Genomic DNA, 14,811 nt, shown 5'->3' with positions numbered 1-14,811 from the left:
TGTGAGCGCGGAGGCCGACCGCGTCGGCGGGCACGCCTGGCTAGACTCTTGCCATGAGTGGAAGTGCGCAGAGCGCAACGGAAGCGGGCGATGCCGGAGTGGTAGCGGCGAAGCGTCCCAGCCAGCCGGCCGCGCAGACCCTGGTCCGTGGTCTCACCGTCCTTCGCGCGGTGGCACAACGCCCGCAAGGACTGACCGCGACGGAGATCGCGACGCAGACGGGGCTGCACCGCACCGTGGTCCATCGCCTGGTCAACACGCTTACGGCGGAGGGGTTCGTCGCCAGGGACACCGCCGGGCACTACCGTCCCGGTCCGGAGCTGCACAGCCTCGCGAACATGTCGCAGCCCACGCTCGTCGAGTTCGTCCAACCCCATCTGCAGCGGCTGGCGGACCAGCACGGTGGTACGGCCGTCGTGTTCGTGGCCGAGCAGGACAGTGTGGTCGCCGTGGCCACCGCCGTCCCCTCCCAGGCCGACTACCACCTCGCGTACCGCAAGGGCAGCCGTCAGCCGCTGGACCGCGGAGCCGCACCGTGCGCGATCCAGGCCGGGCGCCCGGCCACCCCCGAAGACCCGGACGCGGTGCGTGAGGCCCGTCGCCGCGGCTGGGCCGTCAGCCATGGCGAGGTGGAGCCGGGAGCGCATGCTGTCGCCGCGACCGTGGCCCGCGACGGCGACGTCCTCGACGCGTGTGTCACGTTCGTCTCACACCGGCGTGATCGCGTCGAGGAGGCCACCCGCGAAGTTCTGGCGGTGGCCCAGGCGATCCGTGCCTTCTGTCTCGGGGCGAGGTGAGGGAAACCGGCTCTCGCCGCGGGGCGGCCGTCACCGGACCGCGCGTGCCCGTTCGTACGCGAACGTGCTGATCGGATCGCCGCCGAGCCGCCATGGCCAACCGGTCACCCTTCCCTCGAGCGTCGTGAAGACGCGAGCGGCCTGGTCTCTCCGCCCGGCGGAGACCAAGGCGTAGGCGAGGACGTTCAGGTCCGCCAGTGCTGCGGCGTGGCGCAGGTAACCCGGCCTCGGCCAGGTCTCGCCGGCCCTGCCCAGGGCCTGGGAGACCGGCCCGTGCTTCCAGAAGTCCCGGGCCATGAGAGCCTCGACTCCACCTCTGGCCACGACGCTCCGATACTGGCCGACGGCGGCGGTGAGTTCCACACCGGCCGTCGGGGCGTTGCCCGGTGCCTGCCCGCGCAGGGAGTCGACGAAGTCGAGGACCTGTATGAGCGAGCCGCCCTCCTCCGGCGAGAGGTAGCCGAGCATCTGCAGGTGGGCCTCACGATTCCAGCGGTCTCGCGCGATCGCCTCATGCCATACCGCCCGAACCCTGCGCGGTGCCCAGCGCGCCAGACGCGACGCGTCGAGCACGATCACCCAAGGGGCCGGGTCCTCGGGGCTCAGGTCCGCCGCCCGGTGGCAGGACGTGACGACGGCGTCCGTATCGCCGAGCCCTCCGGATGACCGGCCCCGTACCACCCGCGCCCAGGCATCCAGGAGCAGCGCATCGGCACGGCGCGGCTCGCGGGCGACCCAGGTGGACGGAACGCCCGAGTGGGCCGTGGTCTGTGCGAGTACGGACAGCCGATGGATGCGGCGGTCCCAGTCCGCGCCGGTATGCCTCAGCAGGTCGGAGACGCGTGACGCGTGGAGGTCCGTCATGCCGATCATGCCGGGGCGGCGTACGTCGTGCAGGGCCTTCACCACACGGCCCAGCTCGCCGTCGTCGAGTGCGGGAGCGAGATGTGGCTTGTGGCGGCTTGAGAACAGGGACATGAGAGCGGAGAGTATGAGCGTCGTAGGGGGACCAGTGTCCGGTGGGGACTGCCGCCCCGGGGTCAGGACCCGGGTCCATCGGCCAGGGCCCGTCGCCGGAAGTCCCGCGGTGTCTCGCCGTACGCCGCCTTGAACTGCCGGCTGAAGTGACGGCAGTCGAGGAGTCCCCAGCGCGCGGCGACCATGCTGATCGGCCGCTCGGCCGCGCCCGTGACCGACAGGTCGCGGGCACAGCGCTCCAGGCGCCGCATACGGATCCAGCCGCTGACGGTCGTGTCCTCGGAGGCGAACAGCTTGAAGAGATAGCGGCGCGAGATGCCATGTGCTTCGGCGATCGAATCCGGAGTCAGCGTGGGGTCGGAGAGCCGGGTTTCGATGTACGCGCGGACGCGGAGCATCATCGCCTCTTGCGGAGTGCTGGGTACGGTTCGTGCCAGCCGCTCCGTGACGAGGGCGGTGACGAGGGAGACGGCGCCGTCCATGAGGCTCCCGGTCGCCGGGCCCGCATGGCCGTGGCTCTGTTCGCCCAGCGACCGCAGGAATGGCCCGACGATCGCTCCGACGCCGCCGTCGGCAGTGATCCGCTGAGCGGTGAGGCCGCGCAGGGCATCGGCACGAACGGGCAGCATCGGACGCGGCAGCGCCATCAGCACGGTCCGGAAGTCGGTGGTGTAGGTGAACGAGTACGGACGTGAGGTGTCGCAGATCGTGAGGTCTCCGGGGCGGAGCGTACTGCGCACGCCGTCCTGTTCGACCATGGAGGTGCCGGCGAGTTGGAGGGCGACTTTGTAAAAGTCATCGTCGTGCCGGGCGACCAGCTGCTCGGTACGACGGACGCGCAGCGGGCCCGCGCTGATCGAACTCAGATGGAGCAGACCGATCTCCTCGGTGGCGGCGTTGCCGTGGAAGGGGGTCCGCGAGAGAGGCACGGTGTCAAGGCCGTGGAACACCTTGGACATCTCGAACGTCCAGTGATCGAAGCGTTCCGTCCTGGCGACGGATTCGGTGGTCACGATGGTTCGCATGGCGTGCTTCACCCGCTAGAGGTCTCTCGGTCACCAATGGCTCGCGTGCATTCATCGTCAGCTTCCTGAATGTTTCCTCACGCCATTCTCGATGGGAAGGTGTACGCACGGGCAGAGAACGACGAAACCTCTCCCGGCTGTGGCCACTGCCGTGCATGCGATGGCGGGAACGGGTGCACCCCACCGCACTCCGGCGGCCCGGGGCTGGCGCAGAGTACTCCGCATCAGGCTGAGGAGACTGGTGCCCGCTTGGCGGGCACCGCCCCCCGGCGGCCCGTGTTCTTCACTCGCTCGCGGGGTTCCGCAGGCCTCCGCTCCTGGCCGCCGACGAGCGGTCGAAACCCGCGGACGGGCCGGACCACGACCATCCGGCCCCGATCGCCCGCAGATGTCACCCTGCCTTTGCCCCGCCTTCCAGGGAGTTTTAGTGACCCGACAGTCCCCGAGCCCGGAACATCGCACCCACCTGCGGCAGGGAGCCGTGGGGGTGACCGGGATCCTGTTCTTCGTGCTGTCCGCGCAGGCGCCGCTCACAGGTGTCGCCGGAACCCTTCCCGTACCGCTCGGTCTGGGCAACGGCGGCGGAGCGCCCGCCGTCTACCTCGTGGTCGGCGTCATGATCGGCCTGTTTTCGGTCGGTTTCATCGCGATGAGCCGGCACGTGACCGATGCCGGAGCCTTCTACGCGTACGTGTCCCGCGGACTGGGGCAACCCCTCGGCGTCGGCGCGTCCCAGGCCGCCGTGCTGTGTTATAGCGCGACCCAGGCCGGCATGTACGGACTGTACGGCGTGGTGGTCCAGGGACTGTTCCAGAAGTATGCCTTGCTCGACCTGCCCTGGTGGTTCTGGACGGTGGCGACCGTCCTCCTCGTCCAGATGCTCGGGTCGCTGAACATCGAGTTCGGGGCGAAGCTCCTCGGCGCCCTCGTGGTGGCCGAGACGTCCCTCCTGTTGGTGTTCGCGGTCTACCAGCTGCTGTCGGGCGGCGGCCCCCAGGGACTGGATCTCGCCGGCTCCTTCACGCCCACGGCGTTCTTCGCCGGGGCGCCGGGGGTCGCGCTGACCTTCGCGATCGCCTGCATCCTCGGCTTCGAGTCCACCGCCATCTATGCCAAGGAGGCGAAGGACCCCGGCCGTACCGTGCCCCGCGCCACGTATCTCTCCGTCGCCGTGATTTCGCTCTTCTTCGCCTTCGTCTCCTGGATGTTCGTCAGCTACTACGGGTCGGACAAGGTGCAGGGGGTGGCGCTGAACGCACTGCGGAAGGGCGACGCCACCGCAGTGGTGTTCGACGCGGTCTCACACACCCTGGGGGGCTGGGCCACCGACGTCATGCAGGTGTTGCTGGCCACCTCGCTGCTGGCCGGAGTGCTGGCCTTCCACAACGGGATCAACCGCTACTTCCACTCCCTCGGCGCCACCGGCATCCTGCCCGGTTGGCTCTCCCGTACGAACCGCCAGGGCGCCCCGTACACCGCGAGCCTGGTCCAGACCCTTGTCACGATCGCGATCGTGATCCCGTTCGCCATGGCCGGAGCGGACCCGGTGATCACCTTGCTGACCTGGGGCGGAGGCGTCGGCGTCCTCTCGCTCTTGCTCCTGTACCTGCTCACCTCGGCCTCCGTCATCGTGTTCTTCCGCCGGACCGGTCTCGATCGCAGGCCCTGGAACACGCTGATCGCGCCGCTCGCCTCCATCGCCCTGCTGCTGGGTGCCACCGGGCTGGCGCTGTACAACTTCACCACCCTGATCTCCGCCTCCGGCACCACCGCGCTCGCCCTCGGACTGGCCGTCGTCGCCGTATTTGCCGGTGGGGTCGCGCTGGGGTACGCACGGCGTGGCGCGGACCCGGCACACTCCGGGAATCCGGTGCCGGGTGACAGCGTCACGGGCGTGTCGGCGTCCGCCTGACTGCCGAGGCCGGCGTGTGGGTGCCCGCTGGGGCAGGAGGCCCCCACAGGTCCGCCGGCGCGTGCACCCCGTTTCTCCTGTCCGTGCACCGGCCCGGGCCGCCGCGCGGAAAGTTCCCGCCGGGGGATGGACGGGGAACACGTCTCGGCTTTTTCCTCTACTGACGTAGAAAAAACCGCACCTCTGAGCGAATGCCTGGAGAGCACGATGACCGCCACAGTTCACCCGCTCGACCAACTGACCGCCGACGAGATCACGGGTGTCCGCTCGGTACTCGACGAGGCTGGGTACCTCCGGGACACGACACGCTTCGTCTACGTGGGGCTCGATGAGCCCACCAGGAGCGACCTGCGCGCCTTCGCCGAGGGGGCCCCGGTGGACCGTCGGGTGCGCGTACTGCTCCTCGACACCGCGGGTGCTCCGGACCGTGACGTCATCCTGTCCCTGACGGAAGGCGTCCTTGCCGACCGGACGGTGGATGCCGTCACGGACGGCCAACTACCGGTTCTGGAAGAGGAGTTCGGCGTCGTCGAGGAGGTCCTCGCGCAAGACGAGGAGTGGCTCGCCGCGCTGAGCGGACGGGGCCTGGACGTGACGAAGGTGCGCGTCGCCCCGCTGTCCGCCGGTGTCTATGCCGACGAGTACCCGGAGGAGGCGGGCGTCCGGATCCTGCGCGGCCTCGCGTTCGTACAGGAACATGCGGCGGACCACGCCTGGGCCCATCCCGTGGACGGGCTGGTCGGCTACGTCGACGTCCTCAACCGCAAGGTTCACCGCATTGTGGACCTCGGGCCGGTCCCGGTGCCCACCGGGACCGGGAACTTCGACGACCTCTCCGTCGCCGGTCCTGCCCGCACCACGCAGAAACCCATCGAGATCACCCAGCCCGAAGGCCCCAGTTTCACACTCCGGGGCAACCTTCTCAGCTGGGAGAACTGGTCCCTGCGGATCGGCTTCGACGCCCGCGAGGGCCTGATACTGCACCAACTGGCCTTTTACGACCGGGACAAGGGTCGCGAGCGCCCGATCATCCACCGCGCCTCGATCGCCGAGATGGTCGTGCCCTATGCCGATCCCTCCCCGGTGCGGTCCTGGCAGAACTACTTCGACACCGGCGAGTACCTGATCGGCCGGTCGGCCAACGCCCTGCAGCTCGGCTGCGACTGCCTCGGCGACATCACCTACCTCGACGCCGTCATCGCCGACGAGTCCGGCCACCCGCGGACCCTCCCCAACGCCGTCTGCCTGCACGAGGAGGACTACGGAATCCTCTGGAAGCACACCGACCTGTGGGCCGGCTCCAGCGAGACCCGCCGTCAGCGCCGCATGGTGCTCTCCTTCTTCACCACCATCGGCAACTACGACTACGGCTTCTACTGGTACCTCTACCTCGACGGCACCATCGAGTTCGAAGCCAAGGCCACTGGCGTGGTCTTCACCTCCGCTCACCCGGGCGACGACTACCCGTACGCCGCCGAAATCGCCCCGGGCCTCGGCGCCCCCTACCACCAGCACCTGTTCTGCGCCCGCCTGGACATGGCGCTCGACGGTACGGCGAACCGGGTCGAGGAGGTCGACGCCGTACGGGTCCCGATGGGGTCCGGAAATCCGCGCGGCAACGCCTTCACCTACCGTCGCACACCCCTGACCCGGGAGAGCGAAGCCCAGCGCACCGCCGACATGGCGGTCGACCGGGTCTGGCACATCACCAACCCCACTTCGCTCAACGCCCTGGGGCAACCGGTAAGTTATGTCCTCCACCCCGAGGGCAAGCCGACCCTGCTCGCTGACCCGGACTCCTCCATCGCCGCTCGGGCCGCCTTCGCCACCAAACACCTGTGGGTCACCGCCTACGACCCGGCCGAGCGTTACCCGGCCGGCGACTTCGTCAACCAGCATCCGGGAGGTGCCGGCCTGCCCGCCTATGTGGCGGCCGACCGAGACATCGACGGGCGGTCCCTGGTCGTCTGGCACACCTTCGGCCTCACTCACGCGCCCCGCCCGGAGGACTGGCCGATCATGCCGGTCGACTACACCGGCTTCATGCTGAAGCCGACGGGCTTCTTCGACCGCAATCCCACCCTCGACGTTCCCCCGAACACCTCCGGCGCACACGGTTGCTGCGACCACGGTGGCCATGAGTGAGTGGCTCGCGGTAGCCGGTCTGGCAGGGGCGGCTCTCTGCCTGGCCGGCCACCTGCCCGGTCCGGTGCACCGCTGGGGACCGCAACTGCTGGCGCTGAATGGCATGGTGCTCATGGCTGGTGGCAGGGCAGTGCCCGGTACCTGGATGGTGGCGGCGGCCTGCCTGTGGACTGCTGTCCGGGCTGTCGGGGACCGGCGCAGCCGGGCCGCGGCGGTCGACCTTGCCGCGATGACATTGCTCATCCTGGTCAGCACCGGCCACTCCGGCTCCGGGGCTCACGCCCACATGGCCAGCATGGCCGGCGCCCCGGCGGCGGGCCCCGCCGTACTCATCGTCGTCGTCTGGATTACCGCCAGGGCCGGTGAGATCATGCTCCGGCAGCTGGTGCACGCTCCTGCCCCCGCGGAGGGAGCCGCCCCCGCGGCACGCCGGGGCCAGGTGTGCCGGGAGTCCGGCGCCACACTCATGATCATCAGCATGGCGGCCATGCTCGTGTGACGCCGCACGACGGAGAGACGGCGGAGCGGGGAGCGACTGCATGCCGAAGATCGTTGATCACAACGCGCGCCGACGTCTGATCGTCAAGTCGGTCTGGGCACTCATCGGCCGCCGCGGCCTCGCCGCCGTGACCATGCGGGAGCTCGCGGCCGAGGCCGGCTTCGCCAACGGCGGGCTCGCGCCGTACTTCCGTGACAAGGACGAGATACTGCTGGCCGCATTCCAGTACGCGTGCGACGCCACTGAATGCCGCCTGGAGCCGGCCATCGCCGAGTCCCGCGGGCTGGCCGCCTTGCGCGGTCTCTGCCATGAGCTGATGCCGCTGGATGACACCCGGCTGCTGGAAGCCAGGGTGGTCATCGCGTTCTGCGACCGCGCGGTCTACGACCCGCGCATGTCGGCAGCATACGAAACCACCATGGACCGGTGGCGGACGCTGATGCACAACTGCCTCGCCCAGGCGCGGACACTCGGCGAGGTCACCACCGAAGCGTCGGACGTGCACATCGTCGAAACGCTGTTCGCCGTCGTATCCGGTTTCCAGGTCAACGCCGTACTGACACCGCAGGCCACCACGGCGACACGTCAACTGGAGGTTCTGGAGAGCCTCCTGGTCTCCTACGCCTGACGCGGCCCTACTCGCACCGCCCTCGCGGTGCACGCGTTGGAGGCACCCCGTGCACGCGCTGCGGACCGCGCGTCCGGCCGCCCACCTATCGCTCTTCCGTGTGCCACCCCGCCGAGCAACTGTGTTCGTCCCTGGCCTGGTTGCTGCACCGATGCCGAGTCGCTCCTCGCGGTCTTCGCCCCGGACCGTCCCGCCTGTCTGATCTTGGACCTACGGATGCCGCATACCAGCGGGTTCCGGGGGCTGGAGGGGCAAGGCGCGATGCCGGCCCGACTCGCTGCGCACCGGGCCCGCGGTCCCAGGCCACCGCGTGGGCGGTGCCGTGCGGCCGTGGATGGGCGGTCGCCCGTCCTGGGGATAGGACAGGGCGTACTCCTTGAGCGAGGGCGTCGGCCGTCGCATGACGCGGTCGGAGCGCATCCGCCCCAGCACCTCGACCGGGAGGCCGTCGAGGAGGTGGGTCATGCGCGGGGCGTCGTAGCCGGCGTCGAAGACGACGAGGATGTCGCTGTCCCCGATGCGCCAGCGGCCCATCTCGATCAGGTCCGTGACCACCCGGCGGAGCTGGGCGGCGGTGACCTCGGCGACGTCGTCCTCGGGCCCGAGACGAACGGCGTCCAGGAGCTGGCGACGACCCCGGCACGGACGGATACGGCCAAGCGGCCTGACTCCGCCCCTGCCGGGGCCGCAGCCCTTGACCTCCGTCAGCGCCGTGAGTGCCGGGCCGTTGGATCTACTCCATCTGGCTGAACCAGTGGCTGTTTGCCCTGGTTGGCGCCGCCCCTGACGCCATGACGGGCCGCTATGAGTACACGACGTGTCTCGCACCGTAGTGCTGTTCCGTCATTCGAAGGCCGACTCCTCGTTCGAGGGGGATGATCACCAGCGTCCGCTCGCCGAGCGCGGCCGTCGTTTTGCCGGTAACCCGGGGGACGGACAGGACCATCCCCTGGGCGCGGGCTTCCCAGGGGTGGCACGGACAGTCAGCGGAACAGGCGGAAGAACCCGCGCACCTGCTTGACCAGCGACTCCGGCTGCTCCAGCGCGGCGAAGTGGCCACCATGCGGCAGCTCCTCGAACCAGCGCAGGTCGGTGAACCGCAGTTCGGCCTCCCGCCTCGACGGGCGCGTTATGTCGCGCGGGTAGACCGACAGCCCGGATGGCACGGTCACCTTGTCCCGGAAGTTGGCGAAGCTCTCCCAGTACAGGCGCGCCGACGACGTGGCCGACGCAGTGAACCAATAGACCGAGATCTCGTCGAGGATCGTCTGCCGCGACAACGCGTCCTCGGGATGGCCGTCGTTGTCCGTCCACGCCCAGAACTTCTCGGCGATCCAGGCGGCCTGCCCCGCCGGGGAGTCGGTGAGGCCGTAGCCGAGCGTCTGCGGCCGGGTCGCCTGGATCGTCGAGTACCCCCGGCCGGTGCGCTGCATCTCCTTCTCGGCCTCGAGATTCGCCAGCTCCGCGGGCGTCGGGTCGTCGAACGTGCCCGCCGCCACGGATCCCAGGTTCAGGTGCACGCCGGCGACCCGCTCGGGCGCCACCTCGCCCAGCACCGCGGACACCGCCGAACCCCAGTCACCGCCCTGCGCGCCGTACCGTTCGTAACCCAGCGAGACCATCAACGTGTCCCAGGCGCGCGCGGTGCGAGTGATGCCCCACCCGGTCGTCGACGGCTTGTCACTCCAGCCGTACCCGGGCAACGACGGCGCGACCACGTGGAACGCGTCCGCCGGGTCACCGCCGTGCGCGCGCGGGTCGGTCAGCGGGCCGAGGACCTCCAGGAACTCGAGCACCGAACCCGGCCACCCGTGCGTGAGCACGAGCGGGAACGCGTCCGGCTCCGGCGAGCGGACGTGCAGGAAGTGGATGCCCAGCCCGTCGATCGTGCCGCGGTACTGCGGGAACACGTTCAGCCGCTCGGCGAACCCGAAGTCGTAGTCCTCGGCCCAGCTGCGGCACAGCTCCTGCGCATACGCCAGCGGCAAACCCTGTGACCAGTCGTCCACCGGCTCGCGCTCGGGCCACCGTGTTCGTCGCAATCGTTCACGCAGGTCCGCGATCTCGGCTTCGATGATGCTGACCTTGAACGGCTCGGCGGACATGGCAAGGCTCCTTACTGGTCAAGGCGTTATCGGATCAGATGCAGGTGGACCGTCATCGCGGGCTCCCACGCATGGCGTCGGGTTCGGGGCGGCGGTCGGCGGTAGGGCGCCGGGTCAGGCTGAGGACGAGTCCGGCCAGGGGGAGCGCTGCGAGCACGGCGAGGGCCACCGGCACCGGCACGATGCCGGACAGACCCGCGACAGCGGCCGGACCGATCCCGCCACCCAGGGCGTTCATGAAGTTGAGAAGGCCCTGTGCGGTGTCGCGGTCGTCCGCGGCGACCAGGTCCGGCGTGAGGCTTACCAGTACGGCTTGGGCGCCGGCGAACCCGCACACGGTCAACGCCGTGCCGACGACAATCGGGATCGGCCCGGTTAAGATCGCGACCACGAGCACGCCGACGACGGTGAGTGCCGCAAGCCCGGCCGACACCTGCCAGCCGGTGAACCGGTCGGTCAAGGTGCCGACCAGCCGCCCGGCCAGCACCGAGCAGGCGGCGGCCGGGACCAAGAGCACGCCGGCTTCCAGGGGGCCACCGCCCGTGGCCTGCTCGATCAGGGACGGGGCGCGGAACAGCACCCCGTAGTAGCCGGCGAAGACGGTCCCGCCGATGAGCCCGGCCGCCAGGAAGCCGCGGGATGCGATCACCCGCCGAGGCACGAACCCGTCGGGCGTGCTTCGCAGGCGCCACCACATTCCCACGGCGGCGAGCGCCCCGGCGGCAGCCACGACGAGAGTGACCGGAGCGGGCAGGCCGACCGAGTGTGCCTGCAGCAACGTGATCAAGGAGCCGGCGAGTACCGACAGCACGGCCGCGCCGACGATATCGAGTCGCCCGGTCGAGCCGTTTCGCTCGCCGCTACCGCTCCGCGTCAGCGCGCGCCTACTCGGCAATGCGGCCAGCAGGAGGGGCAGCGCGAGGACCGGGATCGCGAGCACGGCACGCCATCCGAGCCATGCGGTCACCGCCCCGCCCAACAGTGTCCCGCACCCCGACGCCGTCGCGCTGGCGGCCGCGATGATTCCCAGGGCGCGGATCCGTTGCCGCCCGGGAAGGGCGGTGGCCGCGGCAAAGACGGCGATCACGGTCGCGCCCGCCCCGGCGCCGCCGATCAGTCGGCCGACGATCACGACGGACAGTGTCGGCCCGGCTCCGGCGAGCACGGAGCCCGCGGCGAGCGCCACGACCCCGGCGACGAGGACCTGGAAGGGGCTCCACCGGACCAGCAGCCGACCCGCGACCGGCATCGCGAGCGCGGAGGTCAGCGACCACGCGGCGAGAATCCATGCGGTGGCCCCGAACGGCACCGCGAGTGCGCGGCCGATGGCCGGCAGGGCCACCGACGGCGCTCCCAGTGCCACGTACATCGGCAGCACCAGCATCCCCAAAGTCAGCCCCAGCCGACGCCCGTCCGGGGCGTCGGCTCGCTCCGGTGCCGGGGCCCCTCCAGGCGGGATCGTCTGCGGCGTCGTCCCCTGCCGGGTATGTTGTGACATGCTAAAGCTCCTTTGAGTGTAACATTACGGAGCAGTGAGGAGATACGTCAAATGCGAGATGCGTATTACAGCCCATTGGTGGTCCAGACGGCCGTCGACCTGGCCAACACCTTGAGGCCGATCAAGGGAGAGGACGCGCTCGAGACCGTGGAGCAGCTCCGGGACTTCCTTGACGACCATCCCGCGGCTGAGCCTCCGAGTTCGGCCGCGAACCAAGGGACCGGTCCGCGGCGTATCACCCGCGCCGACCTGGCGGAAGTCCGCGCGTTGCGCGAGACGGTGCGTGAGGTGCTCGAACGGGCGAACGCGGACGCGGTCCAACCTGCGGCTCTGATCAACGATGGTCTGCGTCGCAGCCGCGCCACCCCGGTACTGCGCCACGAGGACGACCGCTGGTGGACCGAGGTGATCTCCGACACCGACCGCTGCTCGGCGCACCTTGCCGCGACTACGCTCAGCGCACTGGCCTCCGTGATCGCCACGCTCGGTCCCGCTCGTCTCGGCGTATGTGCCGGACCGACTTGCCGGGCCACTTTCGTGGACCTCTCGCGCAACGGCTCGAAGCAGTACTGCACCCGAACCTGCGCACACCGGGCCAGCGTCGCGGCCTACCGGAGCCGGCGCAGCCCGCGTTGAGCGCCGGCACCTGACCCTGCCAGGCCGGCTCCGGGGTTTCGTCCGAGCCCGCCTTCGACGAACTCGTTCGGGCCTCCGAGACCGGTGGCCGTGGCGGTGTTGACGAGCTTCTCGAACAGGAACTCGTGCTTGAGGAAGGACACGTCGTATTCGTGGCCCGGGTAGGGCGGGATGAGCTGTGACGCCTGGAACAGCCGCCAGCCGTCGAGCAGTGCCGCCACGCCGGTGGCGTACGGCGGCTCGTCCCCGTCCCCGGCGGTGGGTGACGTGGCGCCCGTGCCGTCGTAGCGCGCCCAGCCGATGACGCCGCTGTCGAGGGAGGAGTTGTTCAGGTAGAGGACGAGCACCTGCTGCCGGACGGTGCCGGTGAGGGCGGGCTCGGTGGTCGTGGGCTGTGTGGTCACGGTGGGCAGCTCCTGGTGTGAGGCGACGGCGGGGGAGGGGGCGGGAGGCGAAGGCGGCGGGCGGGACGGCGCTCAGGCGTCGACGGTGGCCCTGCCGGGCCGGTTGGTCACCCGGGTCACCCAGTGGTCCAGGTCGAAGGACGGGTCCCCGGTCAGCGCCCGCCACAGCCTGATCCGGTTGTGCAACTCCAGCCGCCCGGTCGCCTGCTCGTACCACGGGAACCGGGTCCGCAGTTCCTCGGCCACCGTCGGGTCGCCGAGGTCGTCGGTGTTCCACAGGCGGACCTGCGGGACGGTCGGATTGAAGCGGATCTTGAACATGTAGCGCGGGACACCGCTGTCGTTGCGCCGGCCGCCGTGCCAGATGCCGTGGTGCAGGATGAGCACCGTGCCCGCCGGACACACCAGCCGCTGCTGGCCGAGCAGGTTCTGGTACCGGCCGGTATCGCTCTCGTTGGTGCGCCGCAGATGACTGCCCGGCACGATCAGGGTCCCGCCGGCCTCCAGCGTCACCTCGCGCGGGTAGTACATGAGCTGGACGTCGAAGGCGTCCGGCCGGACATCGATGATGGCGTCACCGTGCAGCGGCTGGGCCCGGCCCTCCTGGGGCTGCCGGATGTGCACGGCGTGGTGGTCGATGGTGGGGTCCGGGCCGACCAGGCTGTGGAGCGCACCGGCCACGGCCGGGAGGTCGAGCAGGCTGCGGGCGAAGGAGCCCTCGGGGAAGGCCTCGGCGACCGCGGTGCCGTGCGGGACGTCCGGCACGCCCGCGGCGAGCACATCGACGGCTTGCTCGTTGAGGGAGTCGGGGACGACGGAGTCGAGGCGCAGAAAGCCATGGGCCACGAACCGGGCCATGTGCGCCGAGGTCAGAAGTTGTTCGCGAGCGGGTCGGGCGGCCATGTTCTCCTCCGGTCGGGAGAGCGGGAGCGGGTGGTTTCTCGTGGTTCGTCTCCACGACGCTAGAACGCGGCCACCCTGGGATGCGTGGGCCTTGCTCACTACTACTGGTAATTTTTCACCATGACGGGCATGACGACCATGACGGGAGCAGCTCCCCGGTCCCAGCCGCAGCGGGTCCCGGTCCGGCTCGACTCGCCCCCGCACATCGAGGGGCTCGGCGTCGGCGTCCACGGCACGCGGAGCCCCCGCGACGTCTTCCGCCTGCCCGACCTGTGGCAGCTGCACCTGTACCGTTACACCGCCGAGCTCACGGTCGACGGCGTCGCGTACACCGTGCGGCCGGGTTACGTCAGCCTCGTCCCGCCCGGTGTCCTGGTGCGCTACCGCTATCGCGGGCGCTCCGAGCACCTGTACGCCCATCTGCGGCTACCCGACCGCGGGGCGGCCCGTACGGTGCCGGTGGTGCAGAACGCGGGGGCTCAGACGGCCCTGCTCTCCAGCCTCCTGCTCCAGGCCATCGCGGCCGCCCCCAGGGCCCCCGCGCAGGCGGTCGCCGAGGTGTGGTCAGTGCTGTGGCGCGTGGCGCAGCTGTCCGTCCCCACCGGCACGGGCGGCGGGCACCCCGCCGTCGCCGCCGCGATCGCGTATGTCGAGTCGCGTCTCGCCGAGCCGCTCACCGTGCCGGACGTGGCGCGCGGGGCGGGCGTCTCGCACAACCACCTCACCCGGCTCTTCCGGGCCGAGACCGGGGACACGGTCGTGGCCCACATCCGGCACCGCCGCATGGAGCGGGCCAGGCACCTGCTGCGCGAGACGACGCTGCCGATCGCGACGATCGCGGCTTCGGTGGGGATCGCGGACCTCCAGGCGTTCAACAAGGCCTGCCGCCGCGAGCTCGGCGCCTCGCCGCGGGCGATCCGCGACGGAGCGCCCGGCCCCGGCGCCTGAGGATGTTCCCCGACGCGGCGCGCTGCCGGAGGTGCCGGCCGAACTGGAGCGCAGGTACGGCGTGATGTGGCGGCGGCTCGGAAGGCGGCTGGAGCGGAACGTAACCGCGGCAGCGTGGTATGCCGTCTCCCCGTCCAGTTCATGATCATTGTTTGAGAGGCACGCCGTGCATTTTCACCGTCCGGGCCGCCCGGAGGATCTGCCGTCCCTCGAGGTGCTGTGGGCCAACGGCGCCGCTGTCGCGACCGTATGCGCTGCGGCCGGCGCGACGGAGCACTACTGGGCCGACGAAGTCGGGCTGCACCACGCCTTCGGAGGTGTGAGCTGGTGGAA

Annotated in this window: 12 protein-coding genes and 2 pseudogenes; 7 read left to right on the top strand and 7 right to left on the bottom strand. The window is 70.3% G+C overall.

Features of this window, described 5'->3' with window-relative positions:
* Positions 1-53 precede the first annotated feature (53 nt).
* Entirely contained in the window at positions 54-797 is a 744-nt protein-coding gene (locus ACH4SI_RS33010; RefSeq protein WP_398302220.1) for an IclR family transcriptional regulator, read from the top strand.
* Between the two features lie 30 nt (positions 798-827).
* Here the strand turns inward: ACH4SI_RS33010 and ACH4SI_RS33005 are convergent, their stop codons facing one another.
* Both ACH4SI_RS33005 and ACH4SI_RS33000 read right to left on the bottom strand, forming a co-directional pair.
* Complete coding sequence (locus tag ACH4SI_RS33005) at positions 828-1,775, bottom strand: hypothetical protein (protein ID WP_398302218.1); 948 nt, start codon at positions 1,773-1,775, stop codon at positions 828-830.
* Between the two features lie 62 nt (positions 1,776-1,837).
* Entirely contained in the window at positions 1,838-2,800 is a 963-nt protein-coding gene (locus ACH4SI_RS33000; RefSeq protein WP_398302216.1) for a helix-turn-helix domain-containing protein, read from the bottom strand.
* A gap of 487 nt (positions 2,801-3,287) precedes the next feature.
* Between ACH4SI_RS33000 and ACH4SI_RS32995 the strand changes: the two genes are divergently transcribed.
* The 4 genes from ACH4SI_RS32995 (at position 3,288) to ACH4SI_RS32980 (ending at position 7,984) form a co-directional block, all read left to right on the top strand.
* The gene (locus tag ACH4SI_RS32995) at positions 3,288-4,712 is read left to right on the top strand and encodes an APC family permease (protein ID WP_398302214.1); all 1,425 of its coding nucleotides are present in this window, start codon (positions 3,288-3,290) and stop codon (positions 4,710-4,712) included.
* A gap of 207 nt (positions 4,713-4,919) precedes the next feature.
* The gene (locus ACH4SI_RS32990) at positions 4,920-6,857 is read left to right on the top strand and encodes a primary-amine oxidase (protein WP_398302212.1); all 1,938 of its coding nucleotides are present in this window, start codon (positions 4,920-4,922) and stop codon (positions 6,855-6,857) included.
* The gene (locus tag ACH4SI_RS32985) at positions 6,850-7,356 is read left to right on the top strand and encodes a hypothetical protein (protein ID WP_398302210.1); all 507 of its coding nucleotides are present in this window, start codon (positions 6,850-6,852) and stop codon (positions 7,354-7,356) included. Before ACH4SI_RS32990 ends, ACH4SI_RS32985 begins: the two co-directional genes overlap by 8 nt.
* A 40-nt stretch (positions 7,357-7,396) precedes the next feature.
* On the top strand, positions 7,397-7,984 hold the full coding sequence (locus tag ACH4SI_RS32980) for a TetR/AcrR family transcriptional regulator (protein ID WP_398302208.1): 588 nt from the start codon (positions 7,397-7,399) through the stop codon (positions 7,982-7,984).
* Positions 7,985-8,287: 303 nt separating this feature from the next.
* On the opposite strand, the pseudogene ACH4SI_RS32975 reads toward ACH4SI_RS32980, so the two are convergent.
* The 3 genes and pseudogenes from ACH4SI_RS32975 to ACH4SI_RS32965 form a co-directional block, all read right to left on the bottom strand.
* Positions 8,288-8,611 (bottom strand): annotated as a pseudogene (locus ACH4SI_RS32975) (transposase); the annotation flags it as partial.
* Positions 8,612-8,967: 356 nt separating this feature from the next.
* On the bottom strand, positions 8,968-10,089 hold the full coding sequence (locus ACH4SI_RS32970) for an epoxide hydrolase family protein (protein WP_398302206.1): 1,122 nt from the start codon (positions 10,087-10,089) through the stop codon (positions 8,968-8,970).
* Positions 10,090-10,141: 52 nt separating this feature from the next.
* Complete coding sequence (locus ACH4SI_RS32965; RefSeq protein ID WP_398302203.1) at positions 10,142-11,473, bottom strand: MFS transporter; 1,332 nt, start codon at positions 11,471-11,473, stop codon at positions 10,142-10,144.
* 165 nt (positions 11,474-11,638) lie between these two features.
* Between ACH4SI_RS32965 and ACH4SI_RS32960 the strand changes: the two genes are divergently transcribed.
* Positions 11,639-12,223 (top strand): CGNR zinc finger domain-containing protein, encoded by a 585-nt coding sequence (locus ACH4SI_RS32960; RefSeq protein ID WP_398302201.1) that lies wholly within the window; start codon positions 11,639-11,641, stop codon positions 12,221-12,223.
* A gap of 98 nt (positions 12,224-12,321) precedes the next feature.
* Here ACH4SI_RS32960 and ACH4SI_RS32955 read toward each other — a convergent pair.
* Together ACH4SI_RS32955 and ACH4SI_RS32950 are read right to left on the bottom strand one after the other, a co-directional pair.
* A pseudogene (locus ACH4SI_RS32955) lies at positions 12,322-12,627 on the bottom strand (hypothetical protein); the annotation flags it as partial.
* Between the two features lie 72 nt (positions 12,628-12,699).
* Positions 12,700-13,530, bottom strand: coding sequence for a phytanoyl-CoA dioxygenase family protein (locus ACH4SI_RS32950; protein WP_398302199.1), 831 nt, complete (start codon positions 13,528-13,530; stop codon positions 12,700-12,702).
* 129 nt (positions 13,531-13,659) lie between these two features.
* Between ACH4SI_RS32950 and ACH4SI_RS32945 the strand changes: the two genes are divergently transcribed.
* Positions 13,660-14,478 (top strand): helix-turn-helix domain-containing protein, encoded by an 819-nt coding sequence (locus ACH4SI_RS32945; protein WP_398302197.1) that lies wholly within the window; start codon positions 13,660-13,662, stop codon positions 14,476-14,478.
* Positions 14,479-14,811 lie beyond the last annotated feature (333 nt).

Origin of the sequence: Streptomyces sp. NPDC021212 (assembly GCF_044332925.1) — a bacterium.
GTDB lineage: Bacteria > Actinomycetota > Actinomycetes > Streptomycetales > Streptomycetaceae > Streptomyces.
This window is presented reverse-complemented; position numbering and strand designations above follow the sequence as displayed.